Source organism: Mangrovibacter phragmitis, assembly GCF_001655675.1.
In the GTDB taxonomy this organism is placed as follows: Bacteria; Pseudomonadota; Gammaproteobacteria; order Enterobacterales; family Enterobacteriaceae; genus Mangrovibacter; species Mangrovibacter phragmitis.
This window is the reverse complement of record NZ_LYRP01000001.1, coordinates 633,747-649,278: the sequence shown is the minus strand read 5'-3', so window position 1 is coordinate 649,278 and position 15,532 is coordinate 633,747. Positions and strand designations below refer to the sequence as shown.

The window sequence follows — 15,532 nt, the reverse complement described above, 5'->3', positions numbered from 1 at the left end:
ACCCCGCGCAACCTGAATGATAAACAAGAGGTACATTATGGTTCCACCCGTAACGCCGGTGCAAACCGCAACCCGGTTGCCTGAAAAAACCACCGTGGTAGTGATTGGTGGCGGAATTGTCGGTCTGTGCGCCGCATTGACACTGGCAGAACGCCAGATTCCAGTGGTGGTGATTGAAAAAGGTCATCTTGCAGCAGAGCAGTCTTCACGTAACCTGGGGTGGGTACGTAAAACCAGCCGCCTGGCTGAGGATGTGCCCCTGGCCCGCGCGGCAGATAAGCTGTGGGCGCAAATGTCTGCAAGAGTCGGTAGTGATGTGGGGTACCGCCAGGCCGGAATCATGTTTATTGCCCGCAATGAGGCACAACTGGCCCAGCATGAACAGTGGCTGGCATCGGTTGCGCACCTTGGGCTGGACAGCCAGTTACTCAGTACCCGGCAAATTGGCGACCATGTGCCCGGTGGTGTGGAGAAATGGGCCGGAGGTGTGTATACCCCGTCTGATGGCCGGGCTGAACCAACACTTGCCGCCAGTGCGATAGCAAAAGCCGCAATGGCGAAAGGTGTGGTTATTGTTGAAAACTGTGCCGTGCGTGCGCTTGCCACGTCAGCAGGCAGAGTGAGCGGAGTGGTTACGGAACAAGGTGAAGTACAGTGTGACCAGGTTTTACTGGCCGGAGGCCTGTGGTCGCGCCGTTTCCTCGGAAATCACGGTATCGCTTTACCAACCCTGCCATTAATTTGTTCCGTTTTACGCACCAAACCCATGGATGGCCCGACGGACATCGCTGTCGGCGCGCCAGATTTTTCATTCCGCCGCCACCAGGATGGCGGGTTTGTGATTACCCAGCGTGGCGCGCTGGACGCACCGTTAAGCCTGGATCACTTATTACTCGGGCACCGCTATTTACCGCAATTACGTGCTGCCTGCGGGAACCTGCGCATTTCGCTGGGGCGGCATTTTTTCCATGACCTGGCGCTGAAGCGGCGCTGGCGCAGTAACCAGCTTTCGCCTTTTGAGCAAATACGTACGATGGACCCGCCAGTAAACCACCAGTTAAACCAGGATGCGCTGGCAAACCTGAGTGCGGCCTGGCCGGTGTTTCGTGATGTACAGGTTGCCTGGTCATGGGCGGGAATGATAGATGTCACCCCCGATTCCAACCCGGTCATTGGCCCGGTATCGCAACTGCCAGGGCTGACTGTGGCAACAGGGTTTTCCGGGCATGGTTTTGGCACTTCTCCGGCTGCAGGGCAACTGGCCGCAGATTTAATCAGCAATACCACACCGGTGGTGGACCCTGCGCCATATCAGTTCAGCCGGTTTGCTGCCTGATGTACTTACTGGCATAAACAGTCTTGAATAACACTTTGATAGCATTTTGTTAAAGATATGCACCGATATTGCGCATGTGCTGCACGGTGTGGTTGTCTGAATTTTTCTATTTTCTTTTTGGCAAGTGTGAAAAATTAAAATTATCGTCCCATATAAGACAACCGGTAACAAGATATCAGCATATTGATGCCTGAAACCGGAGTTCAGTGGATGCCTGCATTATTACATCATCGTGTAAGGTGAAATATGAATAATGAAACCGAAGTTCAGGGGTTGAGGAAAAATACACTGGGTGTGTTTGCGCTGGTGTTTTTTGTGGTGGCGGCAGCCTCACCATTAACGGGTATCGTAGGCGGATTGCCAATTGCTATTTTATCCGGTAATGGTGCCGGGATGGCAACGACGTATATTGCCGCAAGTATTATTCTTGGGCTGTTCTCGGTCGGCTATATTACGATGAGCCGTTACGTGAATAACACCGGCGCATTTTATGCGTATATTGCAGCGGGGATGGGCGAGAATATTGGTTCGTCGGCCTCGTTTATTGCTTTGTTTGCTTATATCTGTGTGCAACTGGCTGTAGTGGCAATGGCGGGTTTTTTTCTGAGCCTGTTTGTACAGGCGCATTTTCACCTGGATATTCCCTGGTGGATCCTGAGTGCGCTGTCATTGTTACTGGTATGGGTAATGAGTGTGCGTAAAATTGAAGTCGGGGGCAAATTACTGGGCGTGCTGATGTTGTGCGAGATTGCCATAACACTCGTGCTGGACGGCGCGGTACTGACACAGACCGGCCAGCCGCTCTCGTTTGCTGCTTTTAGCCCATCGGTGTTTCTTGACGGCAATCTGGGGATAGCATTTGTCTTCGCGATTGCCTCGTTTATTGGTTTTGAATCCACTGCGATTTATGGTGAAGAGTGCCGGGAGCCAGAAAAAACCATACCGCGTGCGACGCTTATCTCCCTGGTGGTGATAGCTCTTTTTTTCTGTTTCTCTGCATGGTGCCTGTCTCAGGTTTACCCGGCCAGTGAGATTAAAGCTATTGCCGCCAGGGACCCGGGCAATTTTGTGTTCACTATTGCCCGGCAGTATCTTGGCCAGTGGTCAGTAGATGTTATGAATGTCCTGTTAATTACCAGCCTGTTTGCAGCGGCGCTGGCCTTCCATAACAATATTTCTCGTTATATTTTCAGTGTGGCGCGCGACGGGTTGATTTGGCAGGAGTTGTGCGCAGTTCATGAACAAAATGGCACCCCGCACAACGCCTGCCATGTGCACAGTGTGATTATGTTGCTACTGATTATTGGTTTTGGTGCCGCCGGGCTTGATCCTATTCTTGCTGTCTTTTCATTCGGTTCAGCCATTGCCACCTTGTGCATTTTGCTGTTGCAGGCAGGGGTTTCACTGGCGGTTATCCTCTACTTCCGCCGCCAGCCCCGGCACCAGGAAAGCCAACTCAATACATTGTACATTCCGGTAGCATCATTACTGACGATGGGGGCAACGGTGTTGCTGGTGATGAATAATCTGACGGCACTGACCGGCAGTGATTCCAGTGTCGTGGATATTATCCCGGTGCTGATAGTACTGGTTATCCCACTGGGGTATATGTGGTCTAAATATAAGTTAAAACACAAAAAACGCGCCTGGGCCTGAATGCCACAAGGGTTTCATTCGCTATCACGCTCCATTCATTATCACACTAAACCACGCAGGGTAACGTTGCGTGGTTTAGTATTTTTGGCGTCAGGCCTGGGTCAGGTATCCAGAAGGCTGACTGAGTTGGGCTTTCATTTTACGTGGACTGACACCTGTCAGTGTTTTGAAATCTTTAATGAAATGAGACTGATCACTGAACCCTAATTCGGTTGCGATGTCGGTCAGGGAAGGCTTGCCTGGGTGGCGAATCATGTTGATGGCGATTTGCATACGCAGGAAACGGCTGAATAATTTCAGGCTGACACCTGTGTCATTCAGGAAGATGCGGTAGATGTTACGGCTTGAATAACCAATATCTTTTTCCAGTTCGCCAATTTTTATATTGCCATTATTACGCATTACTTCGGTAATTAAGTATTGTGTTATTTGCGATGACTGGCGTAGTGCTTTATTTGCCATGCTTTCATTGAACACTTTAATTTGTTGCGTAAAGTTTTCCCGTAACGCGATGTCTTCAATTATTGATGTGGCTCCTGGAATAATATCTAAAAAATTATATTCATGATCTGGCATATCTTCTGGTATTAGGTCAATATAGTCTGGCATTATGCCTGGCATAAAGCGGATGCCGAAATAACGGTGGCCAGAAATAAGTTCGACGGGCTTGTAACGAGATACTGTACCATATACCCGAGCGGTCGGTTGATGTGTATTGCAGTCAAATAAAATATCAATACAATTATCCGGAATGACCAGGGCATTATTCAGGTTGTTATCCGTGGTAAATGAATAGAAATGGGAAATTCCCCGGCAATTCTGCATCTGTTGTTGGTAATTCTTCAGCTGATGCGAATTTTGCAGCGCAGGCTGGAACGGCAGAAATTGTTCAGGGTTTACCATGGTATGTAACTCCAATGTTAATCCATGGTAAATAATGCAAAAAGCATGCCCTGGTCATCACTAACGAAGGAGGAAACAAAGCAGCCGCCCACAGGGGTTAGCACAGGTCAGTAGTTTGCAGGTTTTATGAATACCATTGCGCGCTGGTGTGATGGCGTCGGGTAGCAACCCGAGGCTGAAAACCATCAGCCTGGTGTTTTCTTTGGTGTGGCTTTGTAGACGGCCTGGCGAACGCTGGTGACATCCGGTTACCTGAACCAGCAATAATAGCTGGCGGTATTCAGGAAGCCGAAAATAACATGTGGCAGGCGATGCCGCCTGCAAAGTTTTTAATAAACAAAGAGTTGAGAAGGAATTCCAGATATGGACAAACAAGACTGGCACCCGGCAGATATTATTGCCGGTTTACGTAAAAAAGGGACCTCCATGGCGGCTGTCTCACGCGCCGCCGGGTTGTCATCGTCGACACTGGCAAATGCAGTTATCCGGCGCTGGCCGAAAGGTGAACGTCTGATAGCGGATGCGCTTGGAGTCCGGCCGCAGGATATTTGGCCGTCTCGTTATCCGAAGGAGGAGGGGAGCGCGCAGAAAAAAGGTAGCCCCGAGGCACAGAGCAAGTGAGCTGGTCTGGTGCAATGCACTGACTCAGAGCGCTGCTGTTTCAGCCTGGGTTGTTACACTGACTGGCGGGTAGCGTGATGTTGGCGGCCTGCAGGCCGCTCAACAATGTGTGAAGCTACCGGACAAATAAGCCCGGAGCCGGGGTATCCCCTCGGGTAAAATAATAGCGAAAAATTCGTGCCCAATAGCACACGGGTATCTTGCAAACGGATTGTGCCCCGTGCCAGATGTGAACATCAGAAGTACATATGCTGGCCTGGGCTTTCTGTCACAACACTTCTCATGGTACGGCTTCCTTTGATACAGGCCAGCTTCATTGATTTTTGATTATTACCATACAAGTCTAATCAGATTTGCATGCTGGCCTGGGTCGCATTTGTGAATTAACTCGCAATGAAGGAACTGCTGTTACATACTGATTTTTAACCATTATTGGTATGACTGATAGTTAATATTCAGTTGGTTATGCTGCGTTTCTGTTTGTTAATTTAACGCAGCAAAGTGGTGGGGGACATTAAATTTTGTGATGTCTATCAATGTTTGATGGATTTGGAGATTACATTTGATGATTAACTAGTATGGTAGATGAAGTAACAGAGACAACAGGTGACGCTAATTATGCAAATGACGATGCGCTGGTTTGGTCCGGACCAGGACAAAATCCCGCTGGAGTATTTCCGCCAGGTGCCAGGCGTGGAAGGTGTGGTCGGTGCGTTGTATGACGTACCGGTCGGGGAAGTCTGGGCGGAAGAAAAAATTCGCGCTCTGGTAGAGCAGGTGCATGCCGCAGGGCTTTCAATGGAAGTTATTGAAAGTGTCAATATTCATGATGATATCAAAATTGGTTGTTCCTCTCGTGACCAGTGGATTGCCAATTATCAGCAAACCATTCGTAACCTGGCGAAGTTTGGCGTCAAAGTGATTTGCTATAACTTTATGCCGGTGTTCGACTGGATGAAAACGGACATGCAGTATGTGTTGCCGGATGGCTCACTGACCATGGCGTTTGAGAAACAAGGGATTGATAAAACGCTGGAAGAAGTGGTACGTGAAGTGCTGGAAAATGCCAATGGGTTTGCCCTGCCGGGTTGGGAGCCGGAACGCCTGGCACAGGTACAAACACTGTTTGCCCGTTATCAGGATGTTGACGAGAACAAACTGCGTGAAAACCTGGTTTACTTCCTGGAAGCTGTGGTGCCGGTGTGTGAAGAGGTGGGTGTGAAGATGGCGATTCATCCAGATGATCCGCCGTACTCAATTTTCGGTCTGCCACGCATTATCAAAAACCGTGATGACCTGGACTGGTTGTGTAATGTAGTGGATTCACCGGCCAACGGAATTACACTGTGCACCGGTTCCATTGCCGAAGACCCGGAAAACGATGTGTGCGAAATTCTGGCCGAGTTCACCCGCCGCAAGCGTATCCATTTTGCCCATGTGCGTAATATCAAAATTACTCAGGGGAAAGATTTTTATGAATCCGCCCACCCGTCACAGTATGGCTCGCTGGATATGTTCCAGGTTGTGAAAGCCCTGCATGACAACGGGTTTGATGGCTATATTCGCCCGGATCACGGCCGGTTTATTTGGGGGGAAACCGGGCGTCCAGGCTACGGTTTATATGACCGTGCGCTGGGCGTAACCTACCTGCTGGGTTTGTGGGAAGCATTAGAGAAACAACACTGACAGCCTGGCATTGTTGCTGAGTGCAGCCTGCGAAGAACGCAGGCTGCTTGTCTGGCAATACTTGCTGTTTTTATTCCTCTCCAGCCACATGTATGGCAAACGGAGCAGGCTGGTTTTTAGACGCGGAGTGGTAGCGTTGCCGAACTGGTTAACGTGCTGTAATTAGGCGGGTTTACTCACTGAAAGCCCGTGATAAAGTATGTTACTCTATTGACTTCTCCCCTGATGCCTGAATGCCCATGTCCACTGTGAACGCCATGTCATTACCCCGACCGGTTCTGCTAAATAGCCAGCCAGTAAATCAGCAGGTGTATCGTCATTTACGTAAGGAAATCGTCGAGTGTGTTATCCCGCCGGGTTTATTGTTATCTGAAAAAGAGACTGCCAACCGGTTTGGGGTTTCGCGACAGCCAGTGCGTGAGGCATTTATCAAGCTGGCCGAAAGCGGTTTGGTGGAGATTCGCCCTCAGCGCGGTACACTGGTCAGGCGTATTTCCGTGCGTCAGGTGAATGACGGGCGTTTTATTCGCAGTGCGATTGAATGCGCCACTGCACGGCGCGCGGCGGAAAATGTTACGCCAGAAGATCTCGCTGCGCTGGAACTGCTGCTTAACCAGCAAAAGCTGGCGGCACAAAATCAAAATGCAATGGAGTTTTTGGCGCTGGATGACCAGTTTCACCAAAAAATTGCCGAAATCGCCGGTTGCCCGATGGCCTGGGAAACGATAGAAAATATCAAAGCAGCAATGGACCGGGTTCGCTTTCTGACCTTGCGCGAGGTATCGCCGCCTGCGGGGTTGATTATTCAGCACTACCGTATTTTTGATGCACTGGCGAGCGGTAATCCGGATGAAGCGGAGGCCGCAATCCGTTCTCACTTGCTATTGTTGAGAAACACCATAGTGCCGGTAGACCAGCAAAACCCGGACTGGTTTGAACACGAAGAGTGAGTGGCATGATGAAAAACGGCGAATCCATATGGGTTCGCCGTTGCTTATTTCAGATGCAAAAAACAGGTAATCAGGCGGTTAATGACGCCATATCAATCACAAAACGGTGCGCCAGGTCGCCTTTGGCTAAGCGGGCAAAGGCATCATTGATTTGGTCGATGTTGATCATTTCGCATTCCGGGTACACATCATGCTCGGCGCAGAAATCCAGCACTTCCTGGGTTTCTGCGATACCACCAATCAGTGAGCCGGCAATACGGCGGCGGCCAAATACCAGCGGCAGCGTCATCACTTCTTCCAGCGGGCCCACCTGGCCCACCACCACCAGTGTGCCATCGACATCCAGCAAAGGAGCATAAATGCTGACATCATGCTTCACCGGTGCGGTATCAATTATCAGGTCAAATGACGCGGTGGCGGCTTCCATTGCGGCATCATCAGAAGACGCGAGAATGCCTTTGGCACCCAAATTAATCGCTTCTTTTTCTTTAGCTTTGGAACGGCTGATGACGGTGACCTCTGCACCCATGGCATGAGCCAGTTTCACTGCCATATGGCCTAACCCACCCAGCCCGATAACACCCACACGGCTGCCTTTGGTCACGTTCCAGGTACGCAGAGGTGAGAAGGTGGTTATCCCGGCGCACAGAATTGGCGCGGCTTTGGCGATATCCATGTTTTCAGGAATACGCAGTACAAATTCTTCACGCACCACAATATGTTTTGAATAACCGCCCTGGGTAATTTCACCAGAAATGCGGTCTGGCGAGCCGTAGGTGGGCGTCATACCATGGCGACAGTATTGCTCTTCACCGTGTTCGCATTGGTCGCAATGTTGGCAACTGTCCACCATACAACCCACGGCAACATGGTCGCCGGCTTTATATTTGGTCACATCCGGGCCAACAGAACGCACAACACCGACAATTTCATGGCCTGGCACCAGAGGATAATGTTGCGGGCCCCAGTCGCCATTGACGGTATGTAAATCGGAGTGGCATACACCGCAATACAAAATCTCAATTGCGACATCGTTCTGGCGTAAGTCACGACGTTCGAAGTGGTAAGGCTTGAGCGCTGAGTCCGCAGAATGGGCGGCATATCCGACAGTTTTCATAACGTTATTGATCCCATGTTGTGATGTAAAGAGGGAGACATTCCTGTTTGGTCACTGAGCCTGGTTTTGCTTGCGGCACAGTGAAAAGAGAGGGGAAACCCCTGAAGACAGCGTAATGCAGGTAGCAATGGCTGCTCTGTGACTAATAAGCATAGCTGCCCGCAACGGACTTTGTTTTAGCAATATGGGGTGTTGAGCACCTGGATTTTTCCTGAAAACGTTGTTCTACAGCCTGTTGGGGCTAAGCACTCACTAATAAGCAGATGCTGCGCCGGGCCGTTTTACGCATTGCGCAATGTATGCATTGATGATGTGAGACGGTGTGTAACATGGCATGAGGCTGAAATATTCCGGGCAGAGAAGTAAAGCAACAATAAATTCACTTACCACGAGATAAACATCGGCTATTTAGGATTGATATGCGTAAAACGTGCCACCACAGGGCCGATAATAGTAGTAACCCGGTACCGGCATGAGTGGAACAGAAGGAGCAGGTATGAGTAATGTAAAACCCATTTCAGATATTCTGCAATACGGACGCTCGTTGCTGGAAGACCCGCATAATCGCACTGACCGGTGGTTGTCGGCTTATGCTGATAACCAAAATGACACCGGAAGCGCATCGGTATCTTTGTCAGATTCCGGGCGTTATCAGAGCTTCCTGGCAATGATTCAGGATAACCGGGTAATCAGCGAGCAGGGTGAAAACCTGCAAAATATCGCGGTACTGGTTAAGGCGTTTGAAAATACCCGCAGTCTGCGGCCAGAGTTTCTTAACGACATTCCCGATACAGAAGATGAAGCACGCCTGGCGCTGTCTGGTGGTTGCGTGGTGTATATCAATGCATTGTTACGCGGCAAACAAGGGCTTAATCCGTTTGCCGGGCTGAGCCGTCAGGCACTGTCATTAATTGCCTGGAATACTTCAGGTGCGTTGACTTCTGCAGAACGCATTGCGGCATACCTTGAAATGAACCAGTGCGACCAGCGCTATGAAACTGCGGTATTTTATGCCACTGAAATGCAGGTGAACGACATGCCTGACATGTTATCCGCAGTGGAACTGGGTACCCAAATCACGTTGATTGAAGGCATGTGCGAAGCCGAAAAGCAGGATAAAGGCATGACTTCTGAACAGATTCATACCCTGCAATCCCATTTCAAAATTTGGCAACAGGATAATGACAGTGGATATCAGCCACTGCATTACGCTAACCTGGTGAAAGGTGACAATGCGGATTTACTGGTGGCTCATACGGGCTGGAATGGTGAGTTTCACTGGAAAGTTGATTCATCTCAGCGCCTGTTTGACGCACAAAAAAAAGGTCACCAGATAGCGCCAGTCACTCGCATGGTGTATTTGGGGAGTTAACCTGCTGGCGGCAAGCGTGTTGCTGAGAGAGGGCTGTATTGCGAAGGTGGCCTGATGCCACCCTCGCGCGCAGTATTTTACGGGTTATGCAATCAGCCCGGGGATATCAACTTCCGGGTTAACATCCAGGTCGTAGTCCACACCTTCAATACCAAAACCAAACAGGCGCAGAAACTCTTGTTGGTAACCTGCGAAATCCGCTACGTCGTCCAGATTCTGGGTTGTGACAGTGTTCCAGTGTTGAGAAACATAACTCTGCACTTCAGTGGCAAGCTCAGGGTAATCTGCACGCAACCTGCCTTCGTCATCGGTAATGGGCGTACTGCTGTACAGGGAATCGTGCAGTAAACCAGCTATTTGCTCAATACAGCCTTCATGAGAGCCCTGTTCCTTCATGACTTTAAACAACAGGGACAAATAGAGCGGCATAACCGGAATAGCGGAACTGGACTGGGTTACCACGGCTTTCAGTACAGAAACATAAGCTTCACCACCGGTCGCTTTCATTGATTCACGGATAGCCAAAACTTTTTTATCCAGGTCTTTTTTCGCAGCACCAATAGAGCCATTCCAGTAAATCTGGTGAGTGACTTCCGGGCCAAGGTAAGTAAAGGCAGTGGTTTTGGCATTATCTGCCAGTACACCTGCTTCACTGAGCGCGTCAATCCACATTTGCCAGTCTTCGCCACCCATCACCGCGATAGTGTTGTCGATTTCTTCATCTGTGGCTGCGGTCAGGCTGAACTGTGTGACTTCTTTTTTATCGGTATCAATGCCTGGCAGGGTGATATCAGCACCCTGAGGTTTGAGCACGGAGGTGTAAACTTCCCCGGTTTTGGGGTGGGTACGGCGCGGGGCAGCCAGACTGTAAATGACTAAATCAACCTGGCCGAGATCGTTTTTAATGGTTTCAATCGTCTTCGCTTTGATTTCGTCGGAGAACGCATCGCCATTAATGGTACGGGCGTACAACCCTTGCTCATGGGCATATTTTTCAAACGCCGCAGTATTATACCAGCCAGCAGTACCGGTTTTTTTGGCACTGCCCGGGCGTTCAAAAACCACCCCTAGTGTGGCGGCATCGCTGCCAAATGCCGTTGAAATACGAGCTGCCAGCCCGTAACCGGTAGAAGCACCAATGACCAGAACTTTTTTCGGCCCATTTTCCACTTTGCCGCGTGCGGTAACGTAATCAATTTGCTGCTTGACGTTTGCATCACAACCGGTTGGGTGGGCAGTAATACAGATAAAACCTCTGATACGTGGTTGGACGAGCATGCTTGCTTTCCTCTGATGTAGATGTATAACCCGGTAGTTACCCGGTCACTCAAGGGTGGAGCAGGCCACTTCTCAGGCTGGTTCTGCGGCTGATGGCATGCTAACCATCGTTGAAAAAAGCAGACCAACGGCTTCGGAAACCCCGGATTCACACATTAAGGGCGACCAGGCTTTTTCCAGATGCGTCAGAGAATACATATGTGGCTCACTATAACTATGTGTTAATAAACTGGCTGGCATTTGCCATGCCGGTTTGTGGTACCCTGCATGACAGGACGCTAAGTGGCAAAAGATCCTATATTACCGATCAGTACAATACAATCATTCTGTTTTCCGGGTGGTAAACCTGAACTATCAAGTCTGGCAGTTTGTCTGGCTAACCTGCTATGTGAATAAATTGAGCACGGTTCCGGTGACTTTTCATTTACCTGCACCAGCGCGATACCGGAGATAATGTAGATGAAAATAAGACGGGCTCAGGTTGCAGATGCCGGGGAATGCTGGAACATTCGTAACCGGGCGATTCGCCATGGGTGCAGGCATAGCTATGCAACAGATGTGATTGCGGCATGGACACCGGATACGGTTCCGGCAGGGCAGAGCGAGGTTATTGAGGCGTTTCCTTTCTTTGTAGCAGAACATGAGAGCGGCAGGCTGGTGGCAACCGGTTTTTTAGACGTTGATGCACAGCGTGTTGAAGCGGTTTTTACTTTACCTGAATACACAGGCCTGGGCGCTGCCAGCCTGATTCTTGACACGGTTAAAGCGGAAGCCCGCCAGCGGGGCATGGCAGTACTCAGCTTGTCATCCACTCCGAATGCACAGTCATTCTATGAAAAACACGGGTTTGAAAGCCAGGGCGAACGAACTTACTATTCATCACTTGCACAACAAAACTTGTACTGTATTGAAATGATTTTGGCATTATAGCTACCGGAATTAACACAGACGAAGCACCCTGTTTATTATTAACGGGGGTGGTGAGTTTTCTGTAGTGAGTGATTTTTTTTGTTATTTTGTGCGAATGACATGCTTCGCGGGCTTGTTAGTGTAATTAGATTTTTCTTGAGTGGGAAAATAATTCTAATTTGTGCGAAATATAGCCGGGTGTAAATAATTCTTTGGCGCAGTAATTGATGATTCGTGTGTGGAAAAATGGCGAAAGACATAGCTGTGACTTTCGCCATTAATTAGGTTTTGTTTAGGTTCTGTTTATATTCAAGTGTAAAATCAGAACTTATAACCAACACCAAGGTTCCAGGTGCCTACCTGAACATGGCTTGCTGAACCATATTCATACCCGGCATCCAGCACGATATTTTGATACGGGTTGAACTGCAAACCTGCGCCATAAACCAGCATTGAGGTGTCGTGGTCCTGGTTAACACCGTTACGGCTGAACTTGTCTTTGGCATAACCGTAGCCGATATCGGTATACACACTGGCCCAGTCGGTAATGCGGTAAGTCGGGCCGGCTTTCACTGAGAAGTAGTGGTGGTCGCCATCGCCAGAATCACTGTAGTTATTACCGGTATAGGTCATGCCGCCCATTACACCCCAGTCGTCATTCAGTTCATAACGGTACTGTAACTGAACACCTTTGGCATCGCTACCGCGGGTATGGTTAAAATGGCTCTGGGCATAACTGATAGTCGCACTGCTGTCACCTGTAGCGGCATTCGCCACACCAATGGTGGAAGTTAAACCGGCAAGTGACAAAGCAGAATAAAGAATAATTTTTTTCATAGTGGATGTCCTTATTTAAGACATGAGCGCAATTGCTTCACACTTAATATGCTAGCACCTGGAAATGAGGTTTTTTTCTCATTTTGTGAGGTTTGCAAAATAATAATATGATTGTTTTATATGATTTTATTGTGTTTCGAAAGGTAACTGTGACTCTGGAAGCGATATTTTATTTAGAGCTGTATAATAAAATTGCAGTGGTGCTGATTGCAGCCTGGCAAGTGATGTATTTATTTACATCAGTATTACTGGTGAAATATTTACTGCTGAAGTGTGTGGGGTTGTCTGAATAACATCCCCTGCAGGCAGCAGGGGATGCAGTTGAAAAATACAGATGACTATTTGCGGTTATTACGCAGAAAATCATCCATAAAGTTGACCAGTTTTTCTGCGGCAGGAACTGAGAGGGCGTTGTAAATCGATGCACGAATCCCCCCGATAGCCCGGTGCCCGTTCAGGCCCGAGAACCCGGCTTGCTGGCTTTCAGCAAGGAATTTTTTATCCAGTGTGTCATTGGGAAGTTTAAATGCCACGTTCATTTGTGAGCGGTCTTCCACCCGGCTCCAGCCATGGTAAAAACCATCGCTGTTATCCAGCATGGCATAAAGCAGTTCTGCTTTATGACGGTTGATTTGCGCCATGTTTTCCAGACCACCCACATCATTAAGCAACCAGCGGGTAACCAGCAACACGACATAAATTGCGAATACCGGCGGTGTGTTGAGGTTCGAGTGTGACTCAACCTGGCGGCGGTAATTAAGAAATGAAGGCAGTTCGTCTGAGGAAGCTTTAACCACGCTGTCGTGTACCAGCACAATGGTTACCCCTGCCGGGCCGATGTTTTTCTGCGCGTGCGCATAAATGACCGAGAATTTGTTGGCATCGCAGGGTTTGGACAGAAAATCAGACGACATATCACAGACGCGCGGCACATCATCACGCCCCAGGACGCGCTGAAATTGCAACCCTTCCACCGTTTCATTGGACACATAGTGCAGGTAGGGTGCTTCTGGAGAAAAGTCGAGTTCGTCATCGCCTGGCAGGCGGTTGAAGCCACAGTCGGCACCACTCCACAATACTTTTACCGGGCCTTCGCGGCGGGCTTCTGTGACAACTTTACTGCTCCAGTAACCAGTATCAAGGTATTCCGCCGCGTTTTTCTGACCACGCAATAGTGTCATGGGGACCATTGAGAACTGCTGGGTTGCGCCACCTTGCAGGAACAGAATATGAAAATCTTTCGATAAGCCAAGCAGAGTGCGGATATTGTTTTCTGTTTCTTCAACAATACTGGCAAACCAGTCTGAACGGTGGCTGATACCGAGGATAGACAGGCCAACGCCTGGAACCTCTTTGATGGCCGCCTCAACCTGAGCAAGAACCGTTTCCGGTAAAGCGCCAGGGCCACCTGAGAAATTTAAAGCGTTACGTGAAATCATCTTTTTTCTTATCCTTTTAACCCATTATCTGCCGGGTGTTGGTGTGCAAAGGCACGGGATAGCAGCAAATCGCGGCAGGCAGTTTTAACTTTGTTCATGTGGATCTGTTTGTGCGGGAACATCTCTTCTGAGTCCATCGCGTGGACCACCATGGCCGGGTCTATTTCAAACACCAGCAGGTCGCCTTCCCGGGTTTCGCCACAGTCGATGCCCAAATAGTCAAGCTGAGTGGTTTCGTAGATAGCTTGCAGCGCCTGTTGGTGGCGGGCAGCAAACTGTTCGAATTCATTGAAAAATTTAGCTTCTTCTGCACGCTTCCAGGCATCCTGATACATGGAGGCATTAACGTAGTGGATCATCCAGTTGGTTGAAATAGCCATATGGCAGGCATAAGCCACGCCATTAATGAGTGAAAGGCGGTATTTGCGGAACTGCCCGTCTTCGTTGCTGTAATCAATAAACCGCGACAGAAAATAGGTATCGACCTGGACGCGTTCCAGGTAGCTGGCCAGTTCTTCCCGGTTAGTGATTTTCTCAAGCCCGTGGCCACCGTGGGAACCCGCCGGGCGCAGGATAATCGGGAAATCACAACGGGGTAAGGCAGCCTGTTCGCTGACCACTGCAGACAGTGCTTCACGGGAAGCAGGGTGAGCCTGAGCAATCGTCAGCCCTGGCTTGTTTTGCAGCAAGGTACTGGCTGTGAGCCGCTCGGAATTTTGTACATGCTTCGGGGTATTAATCACCGGTACAGGCCACTGGCTGGTGATTTTTTCCAGTTCTTGCAGGAGAAACTGATTTTCTGTAGTGGCACTGATACCAACCATCAGGAGGTCGTGCTCGGGTATTGGAGCCTCAAAGGGCGCTTCTGGGGTGATATAGTAATAAATCAGCTCGATATCGCTGTTTTCCAGCAGGCAGTCGAGAGGTACATTCACAGACAGTATGCCGGGAACCATCAGCATCAGCAGGCGCAGTTTTGCGGGTTGTTGCTTCGCCGGATAGGTGTACACCTGTTGCATTGCCAGTGCCTGGCGTTGAGTTTCAAGGCCTGTTTCTGTGTCATCAAGGCATTGCAAAACGGTAGCGAGGTTCATCCACAGTATCGCGTTATCCGGATTTTGCTGTACCTGCACAACGAGGTCTTGTGCGAATTGTATAAATTCCTCACCCGCAATGCTCATGCGTAAAAAGGGCGCCAGACCCAGGAACTCTGTTGGGTCGAGTGTCGCCGCGATTCCATGGCTGGGGTGCGGCCCAGAAAGTGTTTGCAATGACTTGTCCTCTCAGTGCATTGATTTCACTGTTTATGATAGCGGTGATAGTAGCGTGCCAATCGGTGGAAAATCGCTACATTCGCGTGCGACCAATTTTGATTAGGCATATGGCTACCAGGGGGAGGGGAATGTCGGGGCGGTATAGCGGTCAAAA

At 49.5% G+C, this 15,532-nt stretch carries 13 protein-coding genes and 1 pseudogene; 7 read left to right on the top strand and 7 right to left on the bottom strand.

Features of this window, described 5'->3' with window-relative positions; genetic code table 11:
* The first annotated feature begins 37 nt into the window (after positions 1–37).
* Complete coding sequence (locus A9B99_RS02980; protein WP_064594490.1) at positions 38–1,336, top strand: NAD(P)/FAD-dependent oxidoreductase; 1,299 nt, start codon at positions 38–40, stop codon at positions 1,334–1,336.
* A 246-nt stretch (positions 1,337–1,582) separates the two neighbouring features.
* Positions 1,583–2,992 (top strand): APC family permease, encoded by a 1,410-nt coding sequence (locus A9B99_RS02975; protein ID WP_064594488.1) that lies wholly within the window; start codon positions 1,583–1,585, stop codon positions 2,990–2,992.
* A 90-nt stretch (positions 2,993–3,082) separates the two neighbouring features.
* Here A9B99_RS02975 and A9B99_RS02970 read toward each other — a convergent pair whose 3' ends face one another.
* On the bottom strand, positions 3,083–3,895 hold the full coding sequence (locus A9B99_RS02970; RefSeq protein WP_064594487.1) for a helix-turn-helix domain-containing protein: 813 nt from the start codon (positions 3,893–3,895) through the stop codon (positions 3,083–3,085).
* A gap of 363 nt (positions 3,896–4,258) precedes the next feature.
* Here A9B99_RS02970 and A9B99_RS02965 point away from each other — a divergent pair, with 363 nt between their 5' ends.
* Complete coding sequence (locus tag A9B99_RS02965) at positions 4,259–4,516, top strand: helix-turn-helix domain-containing protein (RefSeq protein ID WP_064594485.1); 258 nt, start codon at positions 4,259–4,261, stop codon at positions 4,514–4,516.
* A 159-nt stretch (positions 4,517–4,675) separates the two neighbouring features.
* Here A9B99_RS02965 and A9B99_RS24115 read toward each other — a convergent pair.
* Positions 4,676–4,772, bottom strand: a pseudogene (locus A9B99_RS24115) (alcohol dehydrogenase catalytic domain-containing protein); the annotation flags it as partial.
* Between the two features lie 362 nt (positions 4,773–5,134).
* Here A9B99_RS24115 and uxuA point away from each other — a divergent pair.
* A complete protein-coding gene (gene uxuA / locus A9B99_RS02960) occupies positions 5,135–6,202 on the top strand; it encodes a mannonate dehydratase (protein WP_064594481.1) in 1,068 nt (355 codons plus the stop codon).
* 239 nt (positions 6,203–6,441) lie between these two features.
* Positions 6,442–7,152, top strand: coding sequence for a GntR family transcriptional regulator (locus A9B99_RS02955; RefSeq protein ID WP_231889142.1), 711 nt, complete (start codon positions 6,442–6,444; stop codon positions 7,150–7,152).
* 70 nt (positions 7,153–7,222) lie between these two features.
* Here the strand turns inward: A9B99_RS02955 and A9B99_RS02950 are convergent, their stop codons facing one another.
* Positions 7,223–8,269 carry an NAD(P)-dependent alcohol dehydrogenase gene (locus A9B99_RS02950; RefSeq protein WP_064594478.1) on the bottom strand — a complete coding sequence of 349 codons (1,047 nt, stop codon included), beginning with the start codon at positions 8,267–8,269 and terminating at the stop codon, positions 7,223–7,225.
* A gap of 496 nt (positions 8,270–8,765) precedes the next feature.
* Here A9B99_RS02950 and A9B99_RS02945 point away from each other — a divergent pair, with 496 nt between their 5' ends.
* Entirely contained in the window at positions 8,766–9,641 is an 876-nt protein-coding gene (locus A9B99_RS02945; RefSeq protein ID WP_064594475.1) for a hypothetical protein, read from the top strand.
* Between the two features lie 84 nt (positions 9,642–9,725).
* On the opposite strand, the gene fabV is transcribed toward A9B99_RS02945, so the two are convergent.
* Positions 9,726–10,919, bottom strand: coding sequence for an enoyl-ACP reductase FabV (fabV, locus tag A9B99_RS02940; protein WP_064594472.1), 1,194 nt, complete (start codon positions 10,917–10,919; stop codon positions 9,726–9,728).
* Between the two features lie 459 nt (positions 10,920–11,378).
* Between fabV and A9B99_RS02935 the strand changes: the two genes are divergently transcribed.
* Positions 11,379–11,849: a GNAT family N-acetyltransferase gene (locus A9B99_RS02935; protein ID WP_064594469.1), complete on the top strand. Its 471-nt coding sequence runs from the start codon at positions 11,379–11,381 to the stop codon at positions 11,847–11,849.
* Positions 11,850–12,149: 300 nt separating this feature from the next.
* Here the strand turns inward: A9B99_RS02935 and A9B99_RS02930 are convergent, their stop codons facing one another.
* The 3 genes from A9B99_RS02930 to A9B99_RS02915 all read right to left on the bottom strand — a co-directional run bounded on the left by A9B99_RS02930 (position 12,150) and on the right by A9B99_RS02915 (position 15,375).
* On the bottom strand, positions 12,150–12,665 hold the full coding sequence (locus tag A9B99_RS02930; protein ID WP_064594466.1) for an Ail/Lom family outer membrane beta-barrel protein: 516 nt from the start codon (positions 12,663–12,665) through the stop codon (positions 12,150–12,152).
* 338 nt (positions 12,666–13,003) lie between these two features.
* Positions 13,004–14,104 carry a phosphoserine transaminase gene (locus A9B99_RS02920; RefSeq protein ID WP_064594461.1) on the bottom strand — a complete coding sequence of 367 codons (1,101 nt, stop codon included), beginning with the start codon at positions 14,102–14,104 and terminating at the stop codon, positions 13,004–13,006.
* Between the two features lie 8 nt (positions 14,105–14,112).
* On the bottom strand, positions 14,113–15,375 hold the full coding sequence (locus tag A9B99_RS02915; RefSeq protein WP_231889141.1) for an ATP-grasp domain-containing protein: 1,263 nt from the start codon (positions 15,373–15,375) through the stop codon (positions 14,113–14,115).
* Between the last annotated feature and the right edge of the window lie 157 nt (positions 15,376–15,532).

Coding starts and splice junctions, on each gene's coding strand:
- A9B99_RS02980 (WP_064594490.1), top strand. CDS start 38: ATGGTTCCACCCGTAACGCCGGTGCAAACCGCAACCCGGTTGCCTGAA.
- A9B99_RS02975 (WP_064594488.1), top strand. CDS start 1,583: ATGAATAATGAAACCGAAGTTCAGGGGTTGAGGAAAAATACACTGGGT.
- A9B99_RS02970 (WP_064594487.1), bottom strand. CDS start 3,895: ATGGTAAACCCTGAACAATTTCTGCCGTTCCAGCCTGCGCTGCAAAAT.
- A9B99_RS02965 (WP_064594485.1), top strand. CDS start 4,259: ATGGACAAACAAGACTGGCACCCGGCAGATATTATTGCCGGTTTACGT.
- uxuA (WP_064594481.1), top strand. CDS start 5,135: ATGCAAATGACGATGCGCTGGTTTGGTCCGGACCAGGACAAAATCCCG.
- A9B99_RS02955 (WP_231889142.1), top strand. CDS start 6,442: ATGTCCACTGTGAACGCCATGTCATTACCCCGACCGGTTCTGCTAAAT.
- A9B99_RS02950 (WP_064594478.1), bottom strand. CDS start 8,269: ATGAAAACTGTCGGATATGCCGCCCATTCTGCGGACTCAGCGCTCAAG.
- A9B99_RS02945 (WP_064594475.1), top strand. CDS start 8,766: ATGAGTAATGTAAAACCCATTTCAGATATTCTGCAATACGGACGCTCG.
- fabV (WP_064594472.1), bottom strand. CDS start 10,919: ATGCTCGTCCAACCACGTATCAGAGGTTTTATCTGTATTACTGCCCAC.
- A9B99_RS02935 (WP_064594469.1), top strand. CDS start 11,379: ATGAAAATAAGACGGGCTCAGGTTGCAGATGCCGGGGAATGCTGGAAC.
- A9B99_RS02930 (WP_064594466.1), bottom strand. CDS start 12,665: ATGAAAAAAATTATTCTTTATTCTGCTTTGTCACTTGCCGGTTTAACT.
- A9B99_RS02920 (WP_064594461.1), bottom strand. CDS start 14,104: ATGATTTCACGTAACGCTTTAAATTTCTCAGGTGGCCCTGGCGCTTTA.